Here is a 16,285-nt window from a genome sequence, read left to right on the forward strand (position 1 = left end):
GGCGGCACTTGCAAGCGCAAGGCTTCATCAACGGCCGCTTGCCCCCACCCCGGCCCTCCCCCAAAGGGGGAGGGAGAAACGCAAAGGCTTACTGGTAGCCCTTGGGAAACGGATCCGGCTTGATCAACTCGGCCGACTCCGCCACCACCTTGAACGTCCCATCCAGCTGCCCCTGCCCGATGCGCGCCTTGCTCCACAGGTGGTGGTTCGCATCCAGCTTCACGTAGCCCTCGGGCGCCGTCTTCAGTTCGATGCCGGGCGATCCGGCAACCACCTTGTCCACGTCGAAGCTGCCCGCTTTCTCGACAGCAGCCTTCCACAGCCAAGGACCGAGGTAGCCCGCCTGCGTCACGTCGCCGATCACCGCGTCCTTGCCGTACTTGGCCTTGAACGCCGCCACGAACTTCTTGTTGTTCTCGTTGTCGAGCGACTGGAAGTACTTCATCGACGAATAGAAGCCCGCGAAGTTCTCGCCGCCCACGCCGGTCATCTCGTCCTCGGTCACGGCCAGCGTCAGCAGGAACTGCTTGTCGCCGGTGATGCCCGCGGCCTTGAGCTGCTTGTAGAAGGCGACGTTCGAGCCGCCCACCACCGCCGCGAAGATGCAGTCGGGCTTGGCCACCTTGATCTTGTTGATCAGCGAGTTGAAGTTGGTGTGGCCCAGCGGGTAGTACTCCTCGCCCTTGACCGAACCCTTCTGGAAGTTCTCGATGTGCTTGCGCGCGATCTTCATCGAGGTGCGCGGCCAGATGTAGTCGGAGCCGACCAGGAAGAAGGTCTTGGCCTTCTTCTCCTTGGCACCCCAGTCGAGGCCCCAGATGATCTGCTGCGTGGCCTCCTGCCCGGTGTAGATCACGTTCTTGCTCTGCTCCAGGCCTTCGTAGAAGGTGGGGTAGTACAGGAGGCCGTTCTCCTTCTCGAACACCGGCAGCACCGCCTTGCGCGAGGCGCTGGTCCAGCAGCCGAAGACCGCGGCGCAGTGGTCGTTGACCAGGAGCTTCTTCGACTTCTCGGCGAAGGTCGGCCAGTCGGAGGCGCCGTCTTCCTTGATGACCTTGATCTTGCGGCCCAGCACGCCGCCCATGGCGTTGATCTGGTCGATGGCCAGCTGCTCGGCCTGGATGGAGCCGGTCTCCGAGATGGCCATGGTGCCGGTGGACGAATGCAGTTGTCCCACCGTGACTTCGGTGTCGGTCACCGCGAGCTTGGTGGTGTTGACCTTGGCGGTGGGAAATTGCGACTGGCCGAAGCTCAGGCCGCTCAAGCCCATCACGGGCAAGGCGGCGGCGCCCTGCAGCAGGCGGCGGCGGCGCAGGGCCATGGCGTCGAGGGCATCGAAGGAAGGATCGGAATCACGCGACATCAGGAACTCCAGGCAGGTTGAAAAACGAGTGGGCCGCGCACCATCGCAGTGCATCGGACGGTGCCCCGAGCACCATGGCTGGTACTTTAGAAATCACTCGCGCCGAAGCGAATACGTCATTCAACGTAGCGGCGCCGACCCGCCCTGCCCGCAGACTCCCGAGCCAGACATCGGTGGCCCGCCGGTGGCAAGCGGCACAGGGAGCGCTTCTTGCTGTACCTGCCCATGCCACCGCCGCCGCGAGAACCCGCCATGACATCCGTCTCCGGACAGAAGATCTTTCGCATCCGCCGCGACTACAACGCCTGGGTCGCGAACGAGACGCTGGAGGACTACGCGCTGCGCTACACGCCGCGCAGCTTTCGCAAGTGGTCGGAGTTCCGCGTGGCCAATGCGGCGTTCGGCGCCACCTCGTTCCTGGCGCTTGAAGCCATCGGCGGGGCCATCGCGCTGAGCTACGGTTTCTCGAACGCGCTGTGGGCCATCCTGGTGGTGGGGCTCATCACTTTCCTCACCGGCCTGCCGATCTCGTACTACGCGGCGCGGCACGGCGTGGACATGGACCTGCTCACCCGCGGCGCGGGCTTCGGCTACCTCGGCTCCACCCTCACCTCGCTGATCTACGCGAGCTTCACCTTCATCTTCTTCGCGCTGGAGGCCGCCATCCTCGCGCTGGCGCTGCAGATGTACCTGGACTGGCCTCTGTGGCTGCTGTACCTGGTGTCGTCCATCGTGATCATTCCGCTGGTGGCGCGCGGCATCACGCTCATCTCGGGGCTGCAGCTGTGGACGCAGCCGATCTGGATCGTGCTGTTCGTCTGTCCCTTCGTCGCGGTGATGGTGAAGAAGCCCGAGCTCTACGCCGACTTCACCGGTCTCGTGGGCCGCACCTCCGACAGCAGCGGCTTCGATCCGCTGATGTTCGGCGCGGCAGCCACCGTGGCCTTCTCGCTGGTGGTGCAGATCGGCGAGCAGGTCGACTACCTGCGCTTCCTGCCCGAGAAGACCGCCGCCAACCGCGGCCGCTGGTGGACCGCGGTGCTGGTCGCGGGCCCGGGCTGGATCGTGCCGGGCTTGCTCAAGATGATGGGCGGCGCCTTCCTCGCGTTCCTCGCGCTGCAGCACGAGATACCGGCCGCGCATGCGATCGAGCCGACGCAGATGTACCTCACGGGCTTTTCGTACGTGCTGCGCGACCCGGCATGGATTCTCGGCGTCACGGTGCTGTTCGTCGTGGTGTCGCAGATGAAGATCAACCTCACCAACGCCTATGCGGGATCGCTCGCATGGTCGAACTTCTTCGCGCGGCTCACGCACAGCCACCCGGGGCGCGTGGTGTGGCTGGTGTTCAACGTGGTCATCGCGATCCTGCTGATGGCGCTGGGCGTGTTCGCCGCGCTGGAGCATGTGCTGGGCTTCTACAGCAACATCGCCATCGCCTGGGTCGGCGCGCTGGTGGCCGACCTGGTCATCAACAAGCCGCTGGGCCTGAGCCCGAAGACCATCGAATTCAAGCGGGCGCACCTGTACGACATCAACCCCGTGGGCCTTGTCGCGATGCTGGTGGCCGCGGCGCTCGCGATGCTGGCGTACTCGGGCGCGCTCGGCCAGTGGGCCAAGGCGTTCTCGCCCTTCATCGCACTGGCCACCGCAATGGCCGTGTCTCCGCTGCTGGCCTGGAAGACGCGCGGCCGCTACTACCTCGCACGTACCGACATCGACCGCTGGGCGCCCGGCCAGAGCGTGAAATGCTCGGTGTGCGACAACAGCTTCGAGTCGGAAGACATGGCGCACTGCCCCGCCTACAGCGCGCCGATCTGCTCGCTGTGCTGCACGCTCGAATCGCGTTGCCACGACCGCTGCAAGACCGACTCGCGCGCCGCCGAGCAGATGAGCGGCTGGCTGCAGGCGCTGCTGCCGCCGGCGCTGTCGGCGCGGCTCAACTTCCGCGTGGCGCATTACCTGCTGATCGCCACTTCGTTGATCGCGCTGCTGGCCACGGTGGTCGGCGTGGTCTATGCGCAGGAGGCCATCGCGGGCACCAGCGATCCGACGCTCTCCACGGCCTTTCTGAAAGTGTTCGCGCTCCTTTCCGTGGTGGCAGCGGTGGCCGCATGGTGGGTGGTGCTGGGCAGCGAGAGCCGGCAGATGGCGCAGGAGGAATCGAACCGCCACAACAACCTGCTCGCACTGGAGATCGAAGCCCACCGCCGCACCGATGCCGCGCTGCAGACCGCCAAGGAAGCCGCAGAGGCCGCCAACCAGGCCAAGACACGCTACGTCGCGGGCATGACGCACGAGCTGCGCACGCCGCTCAACAGCATCCTGGGCTACTCGCAGATCCTGCTCAAGGGCGATGCCGCCGCCCCTCCGCGCGAGGCCGTGCAGACCATCCACCGCAGCGGCGAACACATGCTCGGGCTGATCGATGGCCTCCTCGACCTCGCGCGCATCGAGGCCGGACGCCTGCAGCTGGAGCCGGCGCCGCTCGCACTGCCCGCCTTTCTCGACCAGCTGGTGCACATGGTGCGGCCGCAGGCGGAGAACAAGGGCCTGGCCTTCGTCTACACGCACGCGGGGGAGTTGCCAGCCTGGGTGCATGCCGATGCGAAGTGGCTGCGGCAGATCCTCATCAACCTGCTGACGAACGCGGTGCGCTTCACCGACAGCGGCACCGTCACGCTGCATGTCGATGCGCGGCGCGAGGTGCTGCGCTTCGACGTGGTCGACACCGGCATCGGCGTCGCGCCGCAAGACCACCTGCGCATCTTCGAGCCCTTCGAGCGCGGGGCTGCGGGGCGCCGGCGCGGCGAGCCGGGCACGGGGCTGGGCCTCACGATCACCGCCCTGCTCACCTCGCTGATGGGCGGCGAACTGGTGATGGCTCACACCTCGCCCGCCGGCAGCACCTTCAGCGTGCGCGTGTACCTGCGCGAGGTGGCCGACCCCGGCCCGCAAGCCAGGGGCGGCGCCTTGCGGCAGCCGGTGTCGGGCTACATCGGCGCACGTCGCACGCTGCTCGTGGTGGACGACCAGCCCGTGCAGCGCCAGATGCTCGCAGGCATGCTGATGCCGCTGGGCTTCGAGGTGCGCGAGGCCGCGAGCGGCACCGAGTGCCTCGACAGCCTGCGCGAAGAGCTGCCCTCGGCCATCCTGCTCGATCTCACGATGGACGACATGGACGGCTGGCAGACCGCCACCTCGGTGCGCGCGTCGGGCTTCGAGAGCATTCCGATCATCATCGTCTCGGCCAACATGTTCGAGAACCAGACCGAGCGCCTGCGCGCCGCGGGCTGCCAGGCCTTCGTCGGCAAGCCGGTGATCGAGTCGGAACTCATCGCCACGCTGGAGCGGCACCTGGGCCTCGAATGGCTGCTGGCCAGTGACGCGATGCCGCCCGCGGGCGAGGAAGAGATTGCGATGCGCCCGCCGCAGCTCGTGCTCTCTGAAGACGACCGCGCCGAACTCATGCGCCTCGTGCAGATGGGCCACGTGCGCGGCCTGCAGACCGCGCTCGACAGGCTCACCGCCGCATCGCCCGCGGCGGCGGCCACCTGCACGTGGCTGCGCGGCATGGTCACGCGCTTCGACCTGGACAACCTCCGCAACGCACTGGCAGAAGATGCAGACACTCCCCTCGGCCCCGTCCTTTCGTCCTGAATCCGAACGCCCCGTGGTGCTGGTGGTGGACGACGCCCCCAGCAGCCTGGGCATGCTGTGCGACACGCTGGAGGCCAGCGGCTACACCGTGCTCGTGGCGGCCGACGGCGAGGCGGCGCTGCAGCGGCTCGAACTGGTGGTGCCCGATGCCATCCTGCTGGACGGCCTGATGCCCGGCCTCTCGGGCTTCGAGACCTGCCGCCGCATCAAGGCCAACCCGGCGCTCGCGCACATTCCGGTGCTGTTCATGACGGGACTGTCGGAAACCGCGCACGTGGTCGAAGGCTTCGAGTGCGGCGGCGTCGACTACGTGGTCAAGCCCATCCGCGCGCAGGAGGTGCTGGCGCGGCTGCACACGCATGCGCGCAACGCCCGCATCACCCGCATGGCGCGCGATGCGGTCGACGTGGCCGGCATGGGCGTGGTGTTCGTCGACACGCGCGGGCGCATCGCGTGGCGCTCGCCGCAGGCTGCACTGTGGCTGCATGCGCTCGAAGACCCGGTGTCGCCGGGACTGCTGCCGCAGTCGCTGGAGGCAGCGCTCGTGGCGGGCGCGGCGATTGCCGTCGGCACGGCGACGGGCATGCGCCTCTCGGTGCGCAACCTGGGCGCGGCGGCCCTCGGCGAGACGATGCTGCTGTTCGCGATGCAGCGCGACGGCGCGATGGGTACCTCGTCCGCGCGGCTCGCCGAGGCGGCCCTCACGCCGCGCGAGACCGAGGTGCTGTCTTGGCTCGCCAAGGGCAAGACCAACCGCGACATCGGAGAGATCCTGGGCACCAGCCCGCGCACGGTGAACAAGCACCTGGAGCACATCTTCGAGAAGCTGGGCGTGGAGACGCGCGCGGCCGCGGCGGCACTGGCGAGCGGGCAACTGGCCTGAGGGGTAGGTACCCACCCCCCGGGTTTTCCGGCCATTGAATGCACGGCCATTGATCTGCAGAATGACCACGTCAACGGAGAAACCAATGCGCTCGAACCTGCTGCCCTTCTCTTCGCGCGAAAGCGCCTACCAGCACAAGTTTCTGAACAACACCGACGAGAACCTCTTCATGGGCTCGTTCGAGAGCTTCGCTGCGGCCGAGGCCGGCGCTCCGCCTTCCAAGGCCGTGGGCTACGACCACGCCGAGGCCGCCAACCTCTACAGCCCGCAGATCTATTTCTACGACTACCCCGGACTCTTCTGGCTCGGGCGCTCGATCGACGCGGGCCTCACGCGCATCTTCGACCTGGGCGGCCACATCGGCATCAAGTACTACGCGTTCCGCCGCGTGCTGACCTATCCCGACAGCCTGCGCTGGACGGTGTGCGACGTGCCCAGCGTGATCGAGAACGGCCGCGCCGTCGCCGAGCAGCGCGAGGTGACCGCACAGCTCGCCTTCACCACCGACTACCGCGAAGCCAGCGGCTGCGACGTGCTGTATGCCTCGGGCAGCCTGCAGTACTTGCCGGTGCGCATCGACGAGATCCTGTCGTCGCTGGCCGTGAAGCCACGGCGCATCGTCCTGAACACGACGGCTGTTCACCCCGAGCGCACGATCTACACGCTCAACAGCATCGGCGTGGCGGTGTGCCCCTACCGCATCGAGCACCACGACGGCCTGCTCCAGACGCTCACGCGCTCGGGCTACCGCAAGCGCGACGTGTGGCGCAATGAGGGCAAGCCGATCGAAGTGCCGTTCGTGGATGGCGGGGACCTGCCCTACTACGCGGGCTGCTGTTTCGATCTGGCCTGAGGCGCATCAGCAGCCGGGGGACGAGCCTCTGCACTCCTGAAGCCGGGTCGGTACACTGCCCCGGCTTTTCATATTCAGGGGAGTGAGCAATGTTCGTCGCCTTCAGGCGTCTTTCGCGTGGCCTCGCCGCCATCTTGGCCATGGGCTTGGGCCCAGGCTTCGCGGCCGAAACGCCCGACGCGCCCCACGCGCTGTCGCAGCCCGCACCAATACCCCTTCGAGCTTTTGCCGAATTACCCGCAGTCCAGATGCTGCGGATGTCGCCCGACGGCCGCGGCGCGGCCATGGTCCAGAACATGGACGGCCAGAGTTATGTGGTCGTGAGCGGTTTCGGCAACAAGCCCAAGGTCCTGCTGCACACGGACAACGACAAATACGTCTTTTCGTCGCTGCGCTGGGCCGGCAACCAGCGCCTGCTGGTCGGCACCTACTTTCTGGACCATCGCCGCGGCGTGGCCACGGGCGAGACCCGACTGATCGCTGTTGATCGCGACGGCGGCAACATGAAGGCGGATCTTTTCGGCACCTTGCAGGGCAACAGCATCTTCGAGCAGCGGCGGCACACACCGCAGTACCAGGACCGCATCGTGGGCGGTTCGCGCGACGAACCGGAGACCGTACTCATCGCCTTCGATTCCCAATCGCCCGGACATCCCGACGTCTATCGCCTCGACGTGCGCACAGGACGATCGCGCCTACTGCAACGCAATCTCGGTGGCATCCGCAACTGGATGGCCGACACCCAGGGGGTGGTGCGACTGGGTAGCGGCGCGACCCGCACGACTTTGCGCGTAATGGTAAAGCCGCCGGAAATCCAGGGGCGCTCGTCCGAATGGGTGGCGCTTGCCACATACGACGGAACGGATGCCGCGGAGGCCCGCCGCCAGGCGCTCACGCCGCTGGGTTTCGATGCCGACCCTCGCTTCCTCTACGCTCTCGCACCCGTCGATGGCCGCGATGCGCTCGTGCGCATCGACCTGCACGACCCTGCGTTCACGCGCCAGACACTGCTGGCCGACGCTCGTTTCGACGTGCGAGGCAATCTGCTCCGAGACCCGGTGACGCAGCGTGTCGTCGGTATCGAATACCACACCGACGCCCCCCGCGTGCTGTATTGGGACGACACGGCCCGGCAACGACAAGAAGCGCTGGATCGCGCGTTCCCCCAGCGCAGCAACTTCATAGTGAACGACGATGAAGCGGGACGCAGCAGCGTAGTGCTGTCCGTCCAGGGTTCGCGGCCGCCGCGCTATTTCACGATGGATTGGACGAGCGGCAAGCTGGGGCTCATCAGTGACACGCATCCCGCACTCGAGAAGCAGGCGCTGGCGACGCCCAAGCGCGTCGCGCTGCGCAGCCGCGACGGCCTTCCCCTGGAGGGCTATCTCACGCTGCCGCCGGCACGCGAGGCCGAAGCGCTCGCGGCTGCGGCGCCACGCCCTCTGCCCACCATCCTGCTGCCGCACGGTGGCCCGGCCGCGGCCAACACTGGCAGCTACGATTACTGGGCGCAATTCTTCGCCAGCCGCGGCTGGGCCGTGCTGCAGATCAACTTCCGCGGATCGATCGGATACGGGCAGGATTTTCGCGACGCCGGCCGCCGCCGCTGGGGCCTGGAGATGCAGGACGATCTCGCGGACGGCTTACGCTGGATGATCGGCCAGGGCATCGCCGACCCGCAGCGTGCCTGTATCGCAGGCGGCAGCTATGGCGGATACGCAGCGCTGATGGGCGCGGTGAAGGATCCCACGCTCTATCGCTGCGCCATCAGCGTCGCCGGCCCCTCGGATCTTCGCGACCTGCTGAGCCATTCGCAAAACTACATGGGCTACCAACTGGGTGCCGAAGCCGAGATCGGCACCTGGTGGGGCGACCGCGAAAAGCTGCGCCAGACCTCGCCCGCCCTGCGTGCGAGCGAGATTCGCGTACCGGTGCTGTTGATCCATGGCGCCAACGACCTCCTCGTCCCGGTAGAGCAATCGCGCGACATGGCCGAAGCGCTCAGGAAAGCGAACCACGCCGATGCGCGCTACGTCGAGTTGCCGCTGGGCGATCATTGGATGAGCCGCGAAGACGACCGCGTGCGGGTGTTGACCGAGATGGAGCAGTTCCTGCGAAAGAACCTGGAATAGGCAAGGCCGAGAGGACGACCCGCCTCAGACCGCGAACAACGAATCCAGGTTCGCGAACGACTTCATCTCGATGGCATTGCCCGAGGGGTCGAGGAAGAACATCGTCGCCTGCTCGCCCGGCTCGCCCTTGAAGCGGATGTAGGGCTCGATCACGAACTTCGTCTGGCGTGCGACGAGCTTGTCGGCCAGGGCCTGCCATTTGTCCATCGGAAGAATCGCGCCGAAGTGGCGCACGGGCACGTCGTGCCCGTCCACTGCGCTCGAAGCCTTGTGGCCACATTCGTCGGGCGCAAGGTGGGCCACGATCTGGTGACCGTAGAAATCGAAATCGACCCACTGGGGCGCGCTGCGGCCCTCGGGGCATCCGAGCAGCTCGCCATAGAACGCGCGAGCTTCGGCGATGTCGCGCACGGGGAATGCGAGGTGGAATGGAATCCGGGTTTCCTGGGTGCTCATGGGCGTCGTGGGGTTGAGAGATCTGATTGCCCGAACTCTAAGCAATCGGCCACATAACCGAAAACGATATATTTCTTCCCTGAGCCCCAATAAATTCGATGATTCGCCCATGATCGACGAACTCAAGACCTTCATCACCGTCTGCAGCCACGGCACGTTCGCCGCGGCGGGAGAGCGCATCGGCCTCACGCAATCGGCGGTCAGCAGCCAGATCAAGCGGCTCGAGGAAAGCCTGGGCTTCGCGCTCTTCGACCGGACGGGGCGGTCCGCCACGCTGAACGCCGCGGGCGAAACGACGCTGGCGCGCGCGGAAGAAATCTGCGCCCTCTACGCCAAGCTCGGCGACCTGCCCGACGACGCCACCAACCGCGGGCTGCTGCGCATCGGCGCTATCGCCTCTGCGCAACCGACGCTGGTGGCGCGGGCCCTCGCGCGGCTGCGCCAGAGCCTGCCGCTGCTGCGCGTGCATGTCTCGCCCGGCGTGTCGATGCGGCTCATGGACGACCTGGACGCGGGCAACATCGATGCCGCGGTGATGATCCGGCCGCCCTTCGGCATCCTGCCCGACCTGGCGTGGCAGCCGCTGGTGCAGGAGCCCTACGTGCTCATCGCGCCGGCGAACCTGCCCGGAAAGAACTGGCGCGCCCTGCTGCAGGCGCAACCCTTTCTCCGCTACGACCGCGCCTCGTTCGGCGGGCGGATGGTCGAGCGCTTCCTTCGCCGCGAGGGGCTCCAGGTGAACGACTCCATCGAGGTGGACGAGATCCCCGGCCTCATCCACATGGCGGCCAAGGGACTGGGCGTGGGCCTCGTGCCGCTGGTCGAAGCGCATCTGCCCTTGCCGCCGGGGGTTCGCACGTTGTCGCTCGGCGCGCACACGTTCCACCGCGAGGTCGGCCTCCTGCAGCGCAAGCCGCGGGCCGGAACGCCGGTGGTCTCGCAGCTGGCGCTGTGCCTTCAGGAGGCGGCCAGGCCTTCACGGGCGAAGCCGTCTAGGTGATCCGCCACTGCCGACCGCGTCGGTACTAACCCCCGAATCGATGAAGGCGGATTGACAGCCCCGCCCTCTACGATGACGACAGCAGGCGGCGCCCACGCCGCCATGCCCCTTTTGCCAGGACCCAGGAGACATCGTGAAGCCCCTTCTTTCCTTTTCCTCTCTCACCCGCCGCGCCGCACTCCCGCTCGTCGCAGCCCTCGCGCTCGCCGGCTGCGGCAGCTTCGACACCGACAGCAAGCCGGCCACCGGCGACATCCACGTCATGACCTCGGGCGGCTTCACCGCCGCGTACAACGACCTGCGCCCCGAGTTCGAGCGCAGCAGCGGCCGCACGGTGAAGACGGCCTATGGCGCCTCGATGGGCAATGCGCAGGACTCGATTCCGAGCCGCCTCGCGCGCAACGAGCCCGTGGACGTGGTGATCCTTGCGCGCCCCGCGCTCGACGACCTTGTCGCCAAGGGCAAGGTGGTGCCGGGCAGCCAGGTCGACCTCGTGCGCTCGGCCATCGGATTCGCGGTGCGCAAGGGCGCGCCGCGGCCCGACATCGGCACGGTCGATGCGCTCAAGCGCACGCTGATCGCGGCGCCGTCGATCGCCTACTCGGCCAGTGCGAGCGGCACCTACTACGAGACCGAACTGCTCAAGAAGCTGGGGATCGAGGACCAGGTCAAGCCCAAGAGCAAGCGCATCCTGAGCGAGCGCGTAGGCACCGTCGTCGCGCGCGGCGACGCGGCGCTGGGCTTGCAGCAGGTGAGCGAGCTGCTGCCGGTCGCGGGCATCGACTACATCGGCCCGCTGCCCGCCGAGGTGCAGCAGAACACGGTGTTCTCGGCCGGCATCGCGACCGCGTCGAAGCAGCCCGATGCGGCGCGGCAGCTGATCCGCTATCTCAACTCGCCGGCCGCCGCCCCCACCATCGCCAAGACCGGGCTGGAGCCGCTCACCGCCCGATGACGGCCCGATGACGGCCCGGTGACCGGCGCGTCGATGGAGCGGCGCCCTAGGCCGATTCGATCAGCGACTTCACTCGCCGCGCGAGCACGTCCATCTCGAAGGGCTTGGTCATCACGTGCATGCCGCGGTCCAGGTGGCCGTGGCTGAGCACCGCGTTCTCTGCGTAGCCGGTGATGAACAGCACCTTCAGGCCCGGGCGCACGGTGCGCGCCGCGTCGGCCACCTGCCGCCCGTTCATGCCGCCGGGCAGGCCCACGTCGCTCACCAGGAGGTCGATGCGCTGGCGCGGCGACTGAAGAATGCGCAGCGCGCCTGCGCCGTCGCCCGCCTCCAGCGTGGCATAGCCGAGGCCGCGCATCACCTCCACGATGATCATCCGCAGCGCGGGTTCGTCGTCCACCACGAGCACCGTGTCGCCCTGGTCCGCGCGCGGCGCGAGCGGGGCCTCCACCGGCTCGCTGACGGCCTCTTCCTGCTCGTCGTGGCGCGGCAGGTAGATGCTGACCGAGGTGCCCTTGCCCGGCTCCGAATAGATGCGCACCTGCCCGCCCGACTGCTTGGCGAAGCCGTAGATCATCGAGAGCCCGAGGCCCGTGCCCATGCCGATGGGCTTGGTCGTGAAGAAGGGATCGAAGGCCCGCGCCACCACCTCTGGCGTCATGCCCACGCCGTTGTCGCTGACCGTGAGCGACACGTACTGCCCCGAGGGCATGTCGCGCTCCCTGGCGGTGCGCGCATCGACCCAGCGGTTGGCCGTCTCGATCACCAGCTTGCCGCCCTCGGGCATCGCGTCGCGCGCATTGATGCACAGGTTGAGCAGCGCGTTCTCCAGCTGGCTCGGGTCGGCATGCACGTTCCACAGCCCCACGGCCGACACCGCCTCCAGCGCGATCTGCGGGCCGAGCGTGCGGCGCAGCAGCTCTTCCATGTCCGAGACCAGTCGGTTGGCGTTGAGCGACTTGGGCGCCAGCGTCTGGCGCCGCGAGAACGCGAGCAGCCGGTGCGTGAGCGCGGCCGCGCGCTTGACCGCGCCCTGCGCCACGCCGATGTAGCGCTCCATGTCGGCCGGCTGGCCGTCGATGGCGCGCCGGCGCATCAACTCCAGGCTGCCGCTGATGGCCGCCAGGAGGTTGTTGAAGTCGTGCGCGAGCCCGCCCGTGAGCTGGCCCACGGCCTCCAGCTTCTGGCTCTGGCGCAACTGCTCGCGCGCGGCCTCCAGCTCGGCGGCGCGCTCCTCGACCTGGCGCTCCAGCGATTCGGCAAAGGCCTTCAGTTCGATCTGCGCCTCGCGCCGCGCGATGGCCGAGCGCACGCGGTCGCCGGTCTCGCGCACGAAGTCGAGCTCGTCGCGCGTCCACTCGCGCACCTGCCCGTGGTTCAGGTAGAGCAGCCCGACCAGCCCGCCGCGCTCGGTGATCGGCATGTTGACCACCGCCCGCGCGGTGATGGCTTCCAGCGCGTCGGCGGTGTCGCGGGTGCGCGGATCCAGGCGTGCATCGGCGAAAGCCACCGTGACGCCGCGCCGCAGGTCCTCGATGTAGGAGCCGTAGTCGCGAAAGTGCAAGAGGCCGGCAAGGCTCGCGACGCCGGAAGCCGTCCAGTCGCGGTCGATCGAGATCGTCTCGGCCACCTTGTCCACCAGCCCGTAGCCGGCGCGGTCCACGGCCAGGCGCTGGCCCAGCATGGCCGAGGCCACGTAGGCGATCTCGCCCGGATCGTCGATGTCGCGGATGCGGTCGCCCAGCTCCATCAGCGCAAGGCGGCGCAACTCCGCCTCGCGCAAGGCCTCGCTCGCCACCTGCAACTGGTCTTCCGCCACGCGCTTGGCACGGCGGTCGGCCGCCTCCTTCAGCGCGCGGTCCAGCACGACCGGCAGGCGCGCGAGGCGCCCCTTGCTCACGTAGTCGACGGCGCCGCGCCTGAGCAGCTCGACCGCGTTGTCCTCGCCGATCACGCCCGAGACGAAGATGAAGGGCGTGCCGGGCGCCATGCGCTGCGCGATCTCCAGCGCCTCCGCCCCCGAGAAGCCGGGCAGTTCGTAGTCGGAAAGGATGAGCGCGTGGCCCCGCTCCCCGAGGGCCGCGACGAACCCGCCCTCGTCGCGCACCACGTGCATGCGCGCGCCGGGCAGCGCCGTGGCGAGGGCCTCGCCCAGGAGTTCGATGTCGAAGCGCGAGTCCTCGAGGATGAGGACGTCGATCGCGCCGGACGGAACGTCGGCCACGGCCGGCATGTCCGGCTTGTCCGGCATGGCCGGCGCGTTCTCCACGCTCGCGACGCCCGGGCTATTCATGTCGGCGCGTCGCCTTCAGGGAGCCGGGCGGCGGCTCGTTGAGCACCGCCCAGAATACGCCGAGCTCGGCGATGGCCGAGACGAACTGGTCGAACGCCACCGGCTTCACCACATAGGCATTCACGCCGAGCTCGTAGCTGCGCAGCACGTCCGACTCTTCCTGCGAGGAAGTGAGCATCACCACCGGAATGCTGCGCAGCGCCGGGTCGGCACGCACCGCCTGCAGCACCTCCAGGCCGGTCACCTTGGGCAGCTTCAGGTCCAGCAGGATCACGGCCGGGTTGCCCTCGGCGCGCGCGGCGTGGTCGCCCTCGCGCCGCAGGTAGTCCAGCGCCTGTGCGCCGTCGCGCAGCACGATCACGTCGTTTGCGAGCTGGCTGCGCTCCAGCGCGATGAGGGTGAGTTCCAGGTCTCGCTTGTCGTCCTCGACGAGCAGGATCGGCTTAAGCATGTCCTTCTCCATTGTCTGGCGGCGTGCCCGCCGCGTTGTCGTTGCCGGGTTCCCGGTTCGGCAGGATGAAGCCGAAGGCCGCGCCCTCGTTCAACGCGCCTTTCGCCCAGACCGTGCCGCCATGGCGCTCCACGATCCGCTTCACGTTGGCCAGGCCGATGCCCGTGCCCTCGAATTCTTCCGCCTGGTGCAGCCGCTGGAACACGCCGAACAGCTTGTCGACGTATTTCATCTGGAAACCGACGCCGTTATCCTGCACCTCCAGGCCGCTGCCCAGGTCTGCGCGTATGGCGCGCACCGCGATGCGCTGCGGATCGCGCGTGCGCGAGTACTTCACGGCATTGGCCAGCAGGTTGCGCACCGCCACCTGCAGCAGCAGCGGGTCGGCGTAAAGCACCGGCAGCCCGGCATCGATGTCCCATTCGATGCGGCGCCCCGGCTCCAGCCGGCCCAGCTCGCGCACCAGCCCCTGCACCAGCGACTCGGTATCGACCATGCGCTGCTTGAGCGCGGCGCGGCCCATGCGCGAGAAGTCGAGCAGCCCGTCGACCATCTGCCCCGCGAAGGCCGCCGCGTCCTTGACGTGGCCGAGGTAGCGGTGGGCGCGTTCGCTCAGCTGCGCGCCCTCGGTCTGCGCGACCAGGTCGACATAGCCCGCGATGTGGCGCATCGGCGCGCGCAGGTCGTGCGACACGGTGTACGAGAAGGCTTCCAGCTCCTTGTTGACCCGGCCGAGCTCGGTGGCCACGGCCGCCAGCTCCTCGGCGCGGCGCAGCACCACGCCGATGAGCGCCTGGCGCAATTCGGCGGCCGCCCCCACTTCGGCCTGGGTCCAGGGCGCCGAGCGGCCGCGCACCTCCTCGACCCAGCTGGAGAAGCTCAGCCGCGGATGGATGCGCCCGCTGGCCGCTGGCATGGGCTTCTGCGGATCTCCGGCCCACTGGATGGTCTGCACGATCTCGGGACGGAACCAGAGGATGAGGTGCCGGTGCACCTGCGAGATCGAGATCGCGAGCACGCCCGCCGCCACGCCGAGGAATTCGCCCGCGGAGGGGAAGTGCGCAGGCAGCTCGCTGCTTTCGTAGACCTCCACGCCGAGCCCCGCGATCCAGTTGGCCAGCTCCTGCACGTGCTCGCGCGCGGGCACGTCGCCGACGCTCCAGACCTCGTCGTCGAGCACGACGGCCGCACCGGTGGCGCGCGCCAGGCGCAGCATGAGCGACGACTCCGCCACCAGCCGCTGCAGCGTGGCGTCGCTGTCGGCCAGGTGCGAGACGATCTGCAGCGTGAGCTGGCGCAGCTCCAGCCGCTCGGCCACGGCCACGTTGCTCTCTTTCGACTGGATCTGCAGCGACAAGAGCTGGCCCAGGTGCTCGCAGGCCAGGCGCGTGCCGGTGTCCAGAAAGCGCGGCTGGTGGTTGTGACAGGAGATGAGGCCCCAGAGCTTGCCGTCGATGACGATGGACACCGACATCGACGCGAGCGTGCCCATGTTGCGCATGTACTCGAGGTGGATCGGCGAGACGCTGCGCAGCTGCGCCTGCGACAGGTCGAGATCGGCCGCGGTGAGCGTCGCGTCGGCGGCGCGCAGCGGGACCGGCGTGTACGTGGCGTCGGCGATGAGCCGGAAATGGTTGACCAGGTAGAGCGCGCGCGCCTGCTGCGGAATGTCGGAGGCCGGAAAGCGGTGGCCGGTGTAGCTGTCGTAGCCGGGGTCGGCCTCCTCAGCCAGCACCTCGCCGTGGCCTGCCGGATCGAAGCGGTACACAAGGCATCGGCCGAAGCCGGTCAGCCGCTTCATCTCGGCGGCGGCCAGTTGCGTGAGGCGCTCCAGCGTGTTCGCCTCCTGCAGCCTGGGCAGGAAGACGCGTCCGAGCGAATAGATCGGCGCCTCGTTGCCGGCGGGGGGCAGCGCGGCCTCGAACTCCAGGTACAGATGGCGCTCGCTGCGGTGCGCCGCCACGTCGAAGGTGTCGCCCGCCAGGCGCAGCGCCCCCAGCGAGACCGGCGTGGCGCCGGCCTCGAGCGGTGGCAGCGCCAGGCCGCGCAGGGTTTCCTGCGCGGCGGCGAGTTGGTCATCTGGCCAGTTGTCGCTCCAGGCGACGAACGCCATCGAATCGGGCTGCAGCACCAGCATGCGACCGTGCGGCTGGATCGATCCTGGCACCCGGATGGGTTCGAGCTCGCAGGAAGACAGGTCGACCTCGGGCGGCCGCAAGTTGTGGGAGGCTGGGGGGGG

The 16,285-nt window shown here is 68.2% G+C and carries 11 protein-coding genes; 6 read left to right on the forward strand and 5 right to left on the reverse strand.

Annotation, left to right across the window (positions count from 1 at the left end; translation table 11 throughout):
* Positions 1–88 precede the first annotated feature (88 nt).
* Positions 89–1,363: an urea ABC transporter substrate-binding protein gene (gene urtA / locus RT97_RS12595; protein WP_042579130.1), complete on the reverse strand. Its 1,275-nt coding sequence runs from the start codon at positions 1,361–1,363 to the stop codon at positions 89–91.
* 252 nt (positions 1,364–1,615) lie between these two features.
* Here urtA and RT97_RS12600 point away from each other — a divergent pair, with 252 nt between their 5' ends.
* From RT97_RS12600 to RT97_RS12615, 4 genes are all read left to right on the forward strand, one after another.
* A complete protein-coding gene (locus RT97_RS12600; protein WP_253278219.1) occupies positions 1,616–5,023 on the forward strand; it encodes a hybrid sensor histidine kinase/response regulator in 3,408 nt (1,135 codons plus the stop codon).
* Positions 4,986–5,906, forward strand: coding sequence for a response regulator transcription factor (locus tag RT97_RS12605; protein ID WP_042579131.1), 921 nt, complete (start codon positions 4,986–4,988; stop codon positions 5,904–5,906). The genes RT97_RS12600 and RT97_RS12605 overlap by 38 nt, the downstream gene beginning before the upstream one ends.
* An 85-nt stretch (positions 5,907–5,991) precedes the next feature.
* Positions 5,992–6,759 (forward strand): TIGR04325 family methyltransferase, encoded by a 768-nt coding sequence (locus RT97_RS12610; RefSeq protein ID WP_042579132.1) that lies wholly within the window; start codon positions 5,992–5,994, stop codon positions 6,757–6,759.
* Positions 6,760–6,848: 89 nt separating this feature from the next.
* Complete coding sequence (locus RT97_RS12615; protein WP_080898272.1) at positions 6,849–8,891, forward strand: alpha/beta hydrolase family protein; 2,043 nt, start codon at positions 6,849–6,851, stop codon at positions 8,889–8,891.
* A gap of 24 nt (positions 8,892–8,915) precedes the next feature.
* Here the strand turns inward: RT97_RS12615 and RT97_RS12620 are convergent, their stop codons facing one another.
* The gene (locus RT97_RS12620; RefSeq protein ID WP_042579134.1) at positions 8,916–9,347 is read right to left on the reverse strand and encodes a VOC family protein; all 432 of its coding nucleotides are present in this window, start codon (positions 9,345–9,347) and stop codon (positions 8,916–8,918) included.
* A gap of 109 nt (positions 9,348–9,456) precedes the next feature.
* Here RT97_RS12620 and RT97_RS12625 point away from each other — a divergent pair, with 109 nt between their 5' ends.
* Both RT97_RS12625 and RT97_RS12630 read left to right on the forward strand, forming a co-directional pair.
* Positions 9,457–10,347: a LysR family transcriptional regulator gene (locus tag RT97_RS12625; RefSeq protein ID WP_042579135.1), complete on the forward strand. Its 891-nt coding sequence runs from the start codon at positions 9,457–9,459 to the stop codon at positions 10,345–10,347.
* A 133-nt stretch (positions 10,348–10,480) separates the two neighbouring features.
* Positions 10,481–11,302: a substrate-binding domain-containing protein gene (locus tag RT97_RS12630; protein ID WP_042579136.1), complete on the forward strand. Its 822-nt coding sequence runs from the start codon at positions 10,481–10,483 to the stop codon at positions 11,300–11,302.
* A gap of 46 nt (positions 11,303–11,348) precedes the next feature.
* On the opposite strand, the gene RT97_RS12635 is transcribed toward RT97_RS12630, so the two are convergent.
* Genes RT97_RS12635 through RT97_RS12645 form a run of 3 tightly spaced genes read right to left on the reverse strand, consistent with a single transcriptional unit; the run spans position 11,349 to position 16,264 of the window.
* Entirely contained in the window at positions 11,349–13,595 is a 2,247-nt protein-coding gene (locus tag RT97_RS12635) for a response regulator (RefSeq protein WP_042579137.1), read from the reverse strand.
* A complete protein-coding gene (locus RT97_RS12640; RefSeq protein ID WP_042579138.1) occupies positions 13,588–14,046 on the reverse strand; it encodes a response regulator in 459 nt (152 codons plus the stop codon). The genes RT97_RS12635 and RT97_RS12640 overlap by 8 nt, the downstream gene beginning before the upstream one ends.
* Positions 14,039–16,264, reverse strand: a complete 2,226-nt coding sequence (locus RT97_RS12645) for an ATP-binding protein (RefSeq protein ID WP_155403797.1) — start codon at positions 16,262–16,264, stop codon at positions 14,039–14,041. The genes RT97_RS12640 and RT97_RS12645 overlap by 8 nt, the downstream gene beginning before the upstream one ends.
* Positions 16,265–16,285 lie beyond the last annotated feature (21 nt).

The sequence above is a fragment of the Variovorax paradoxus genome, from assembly GCF_000834655.1.
Taxonomy (GTDB): Bacteria; Pseudomonadota; Gammaproteobacteria; order Burkholderiales; family Burkholderiaceae_C; genus Variovorax; species Variovorax paradoxus_F.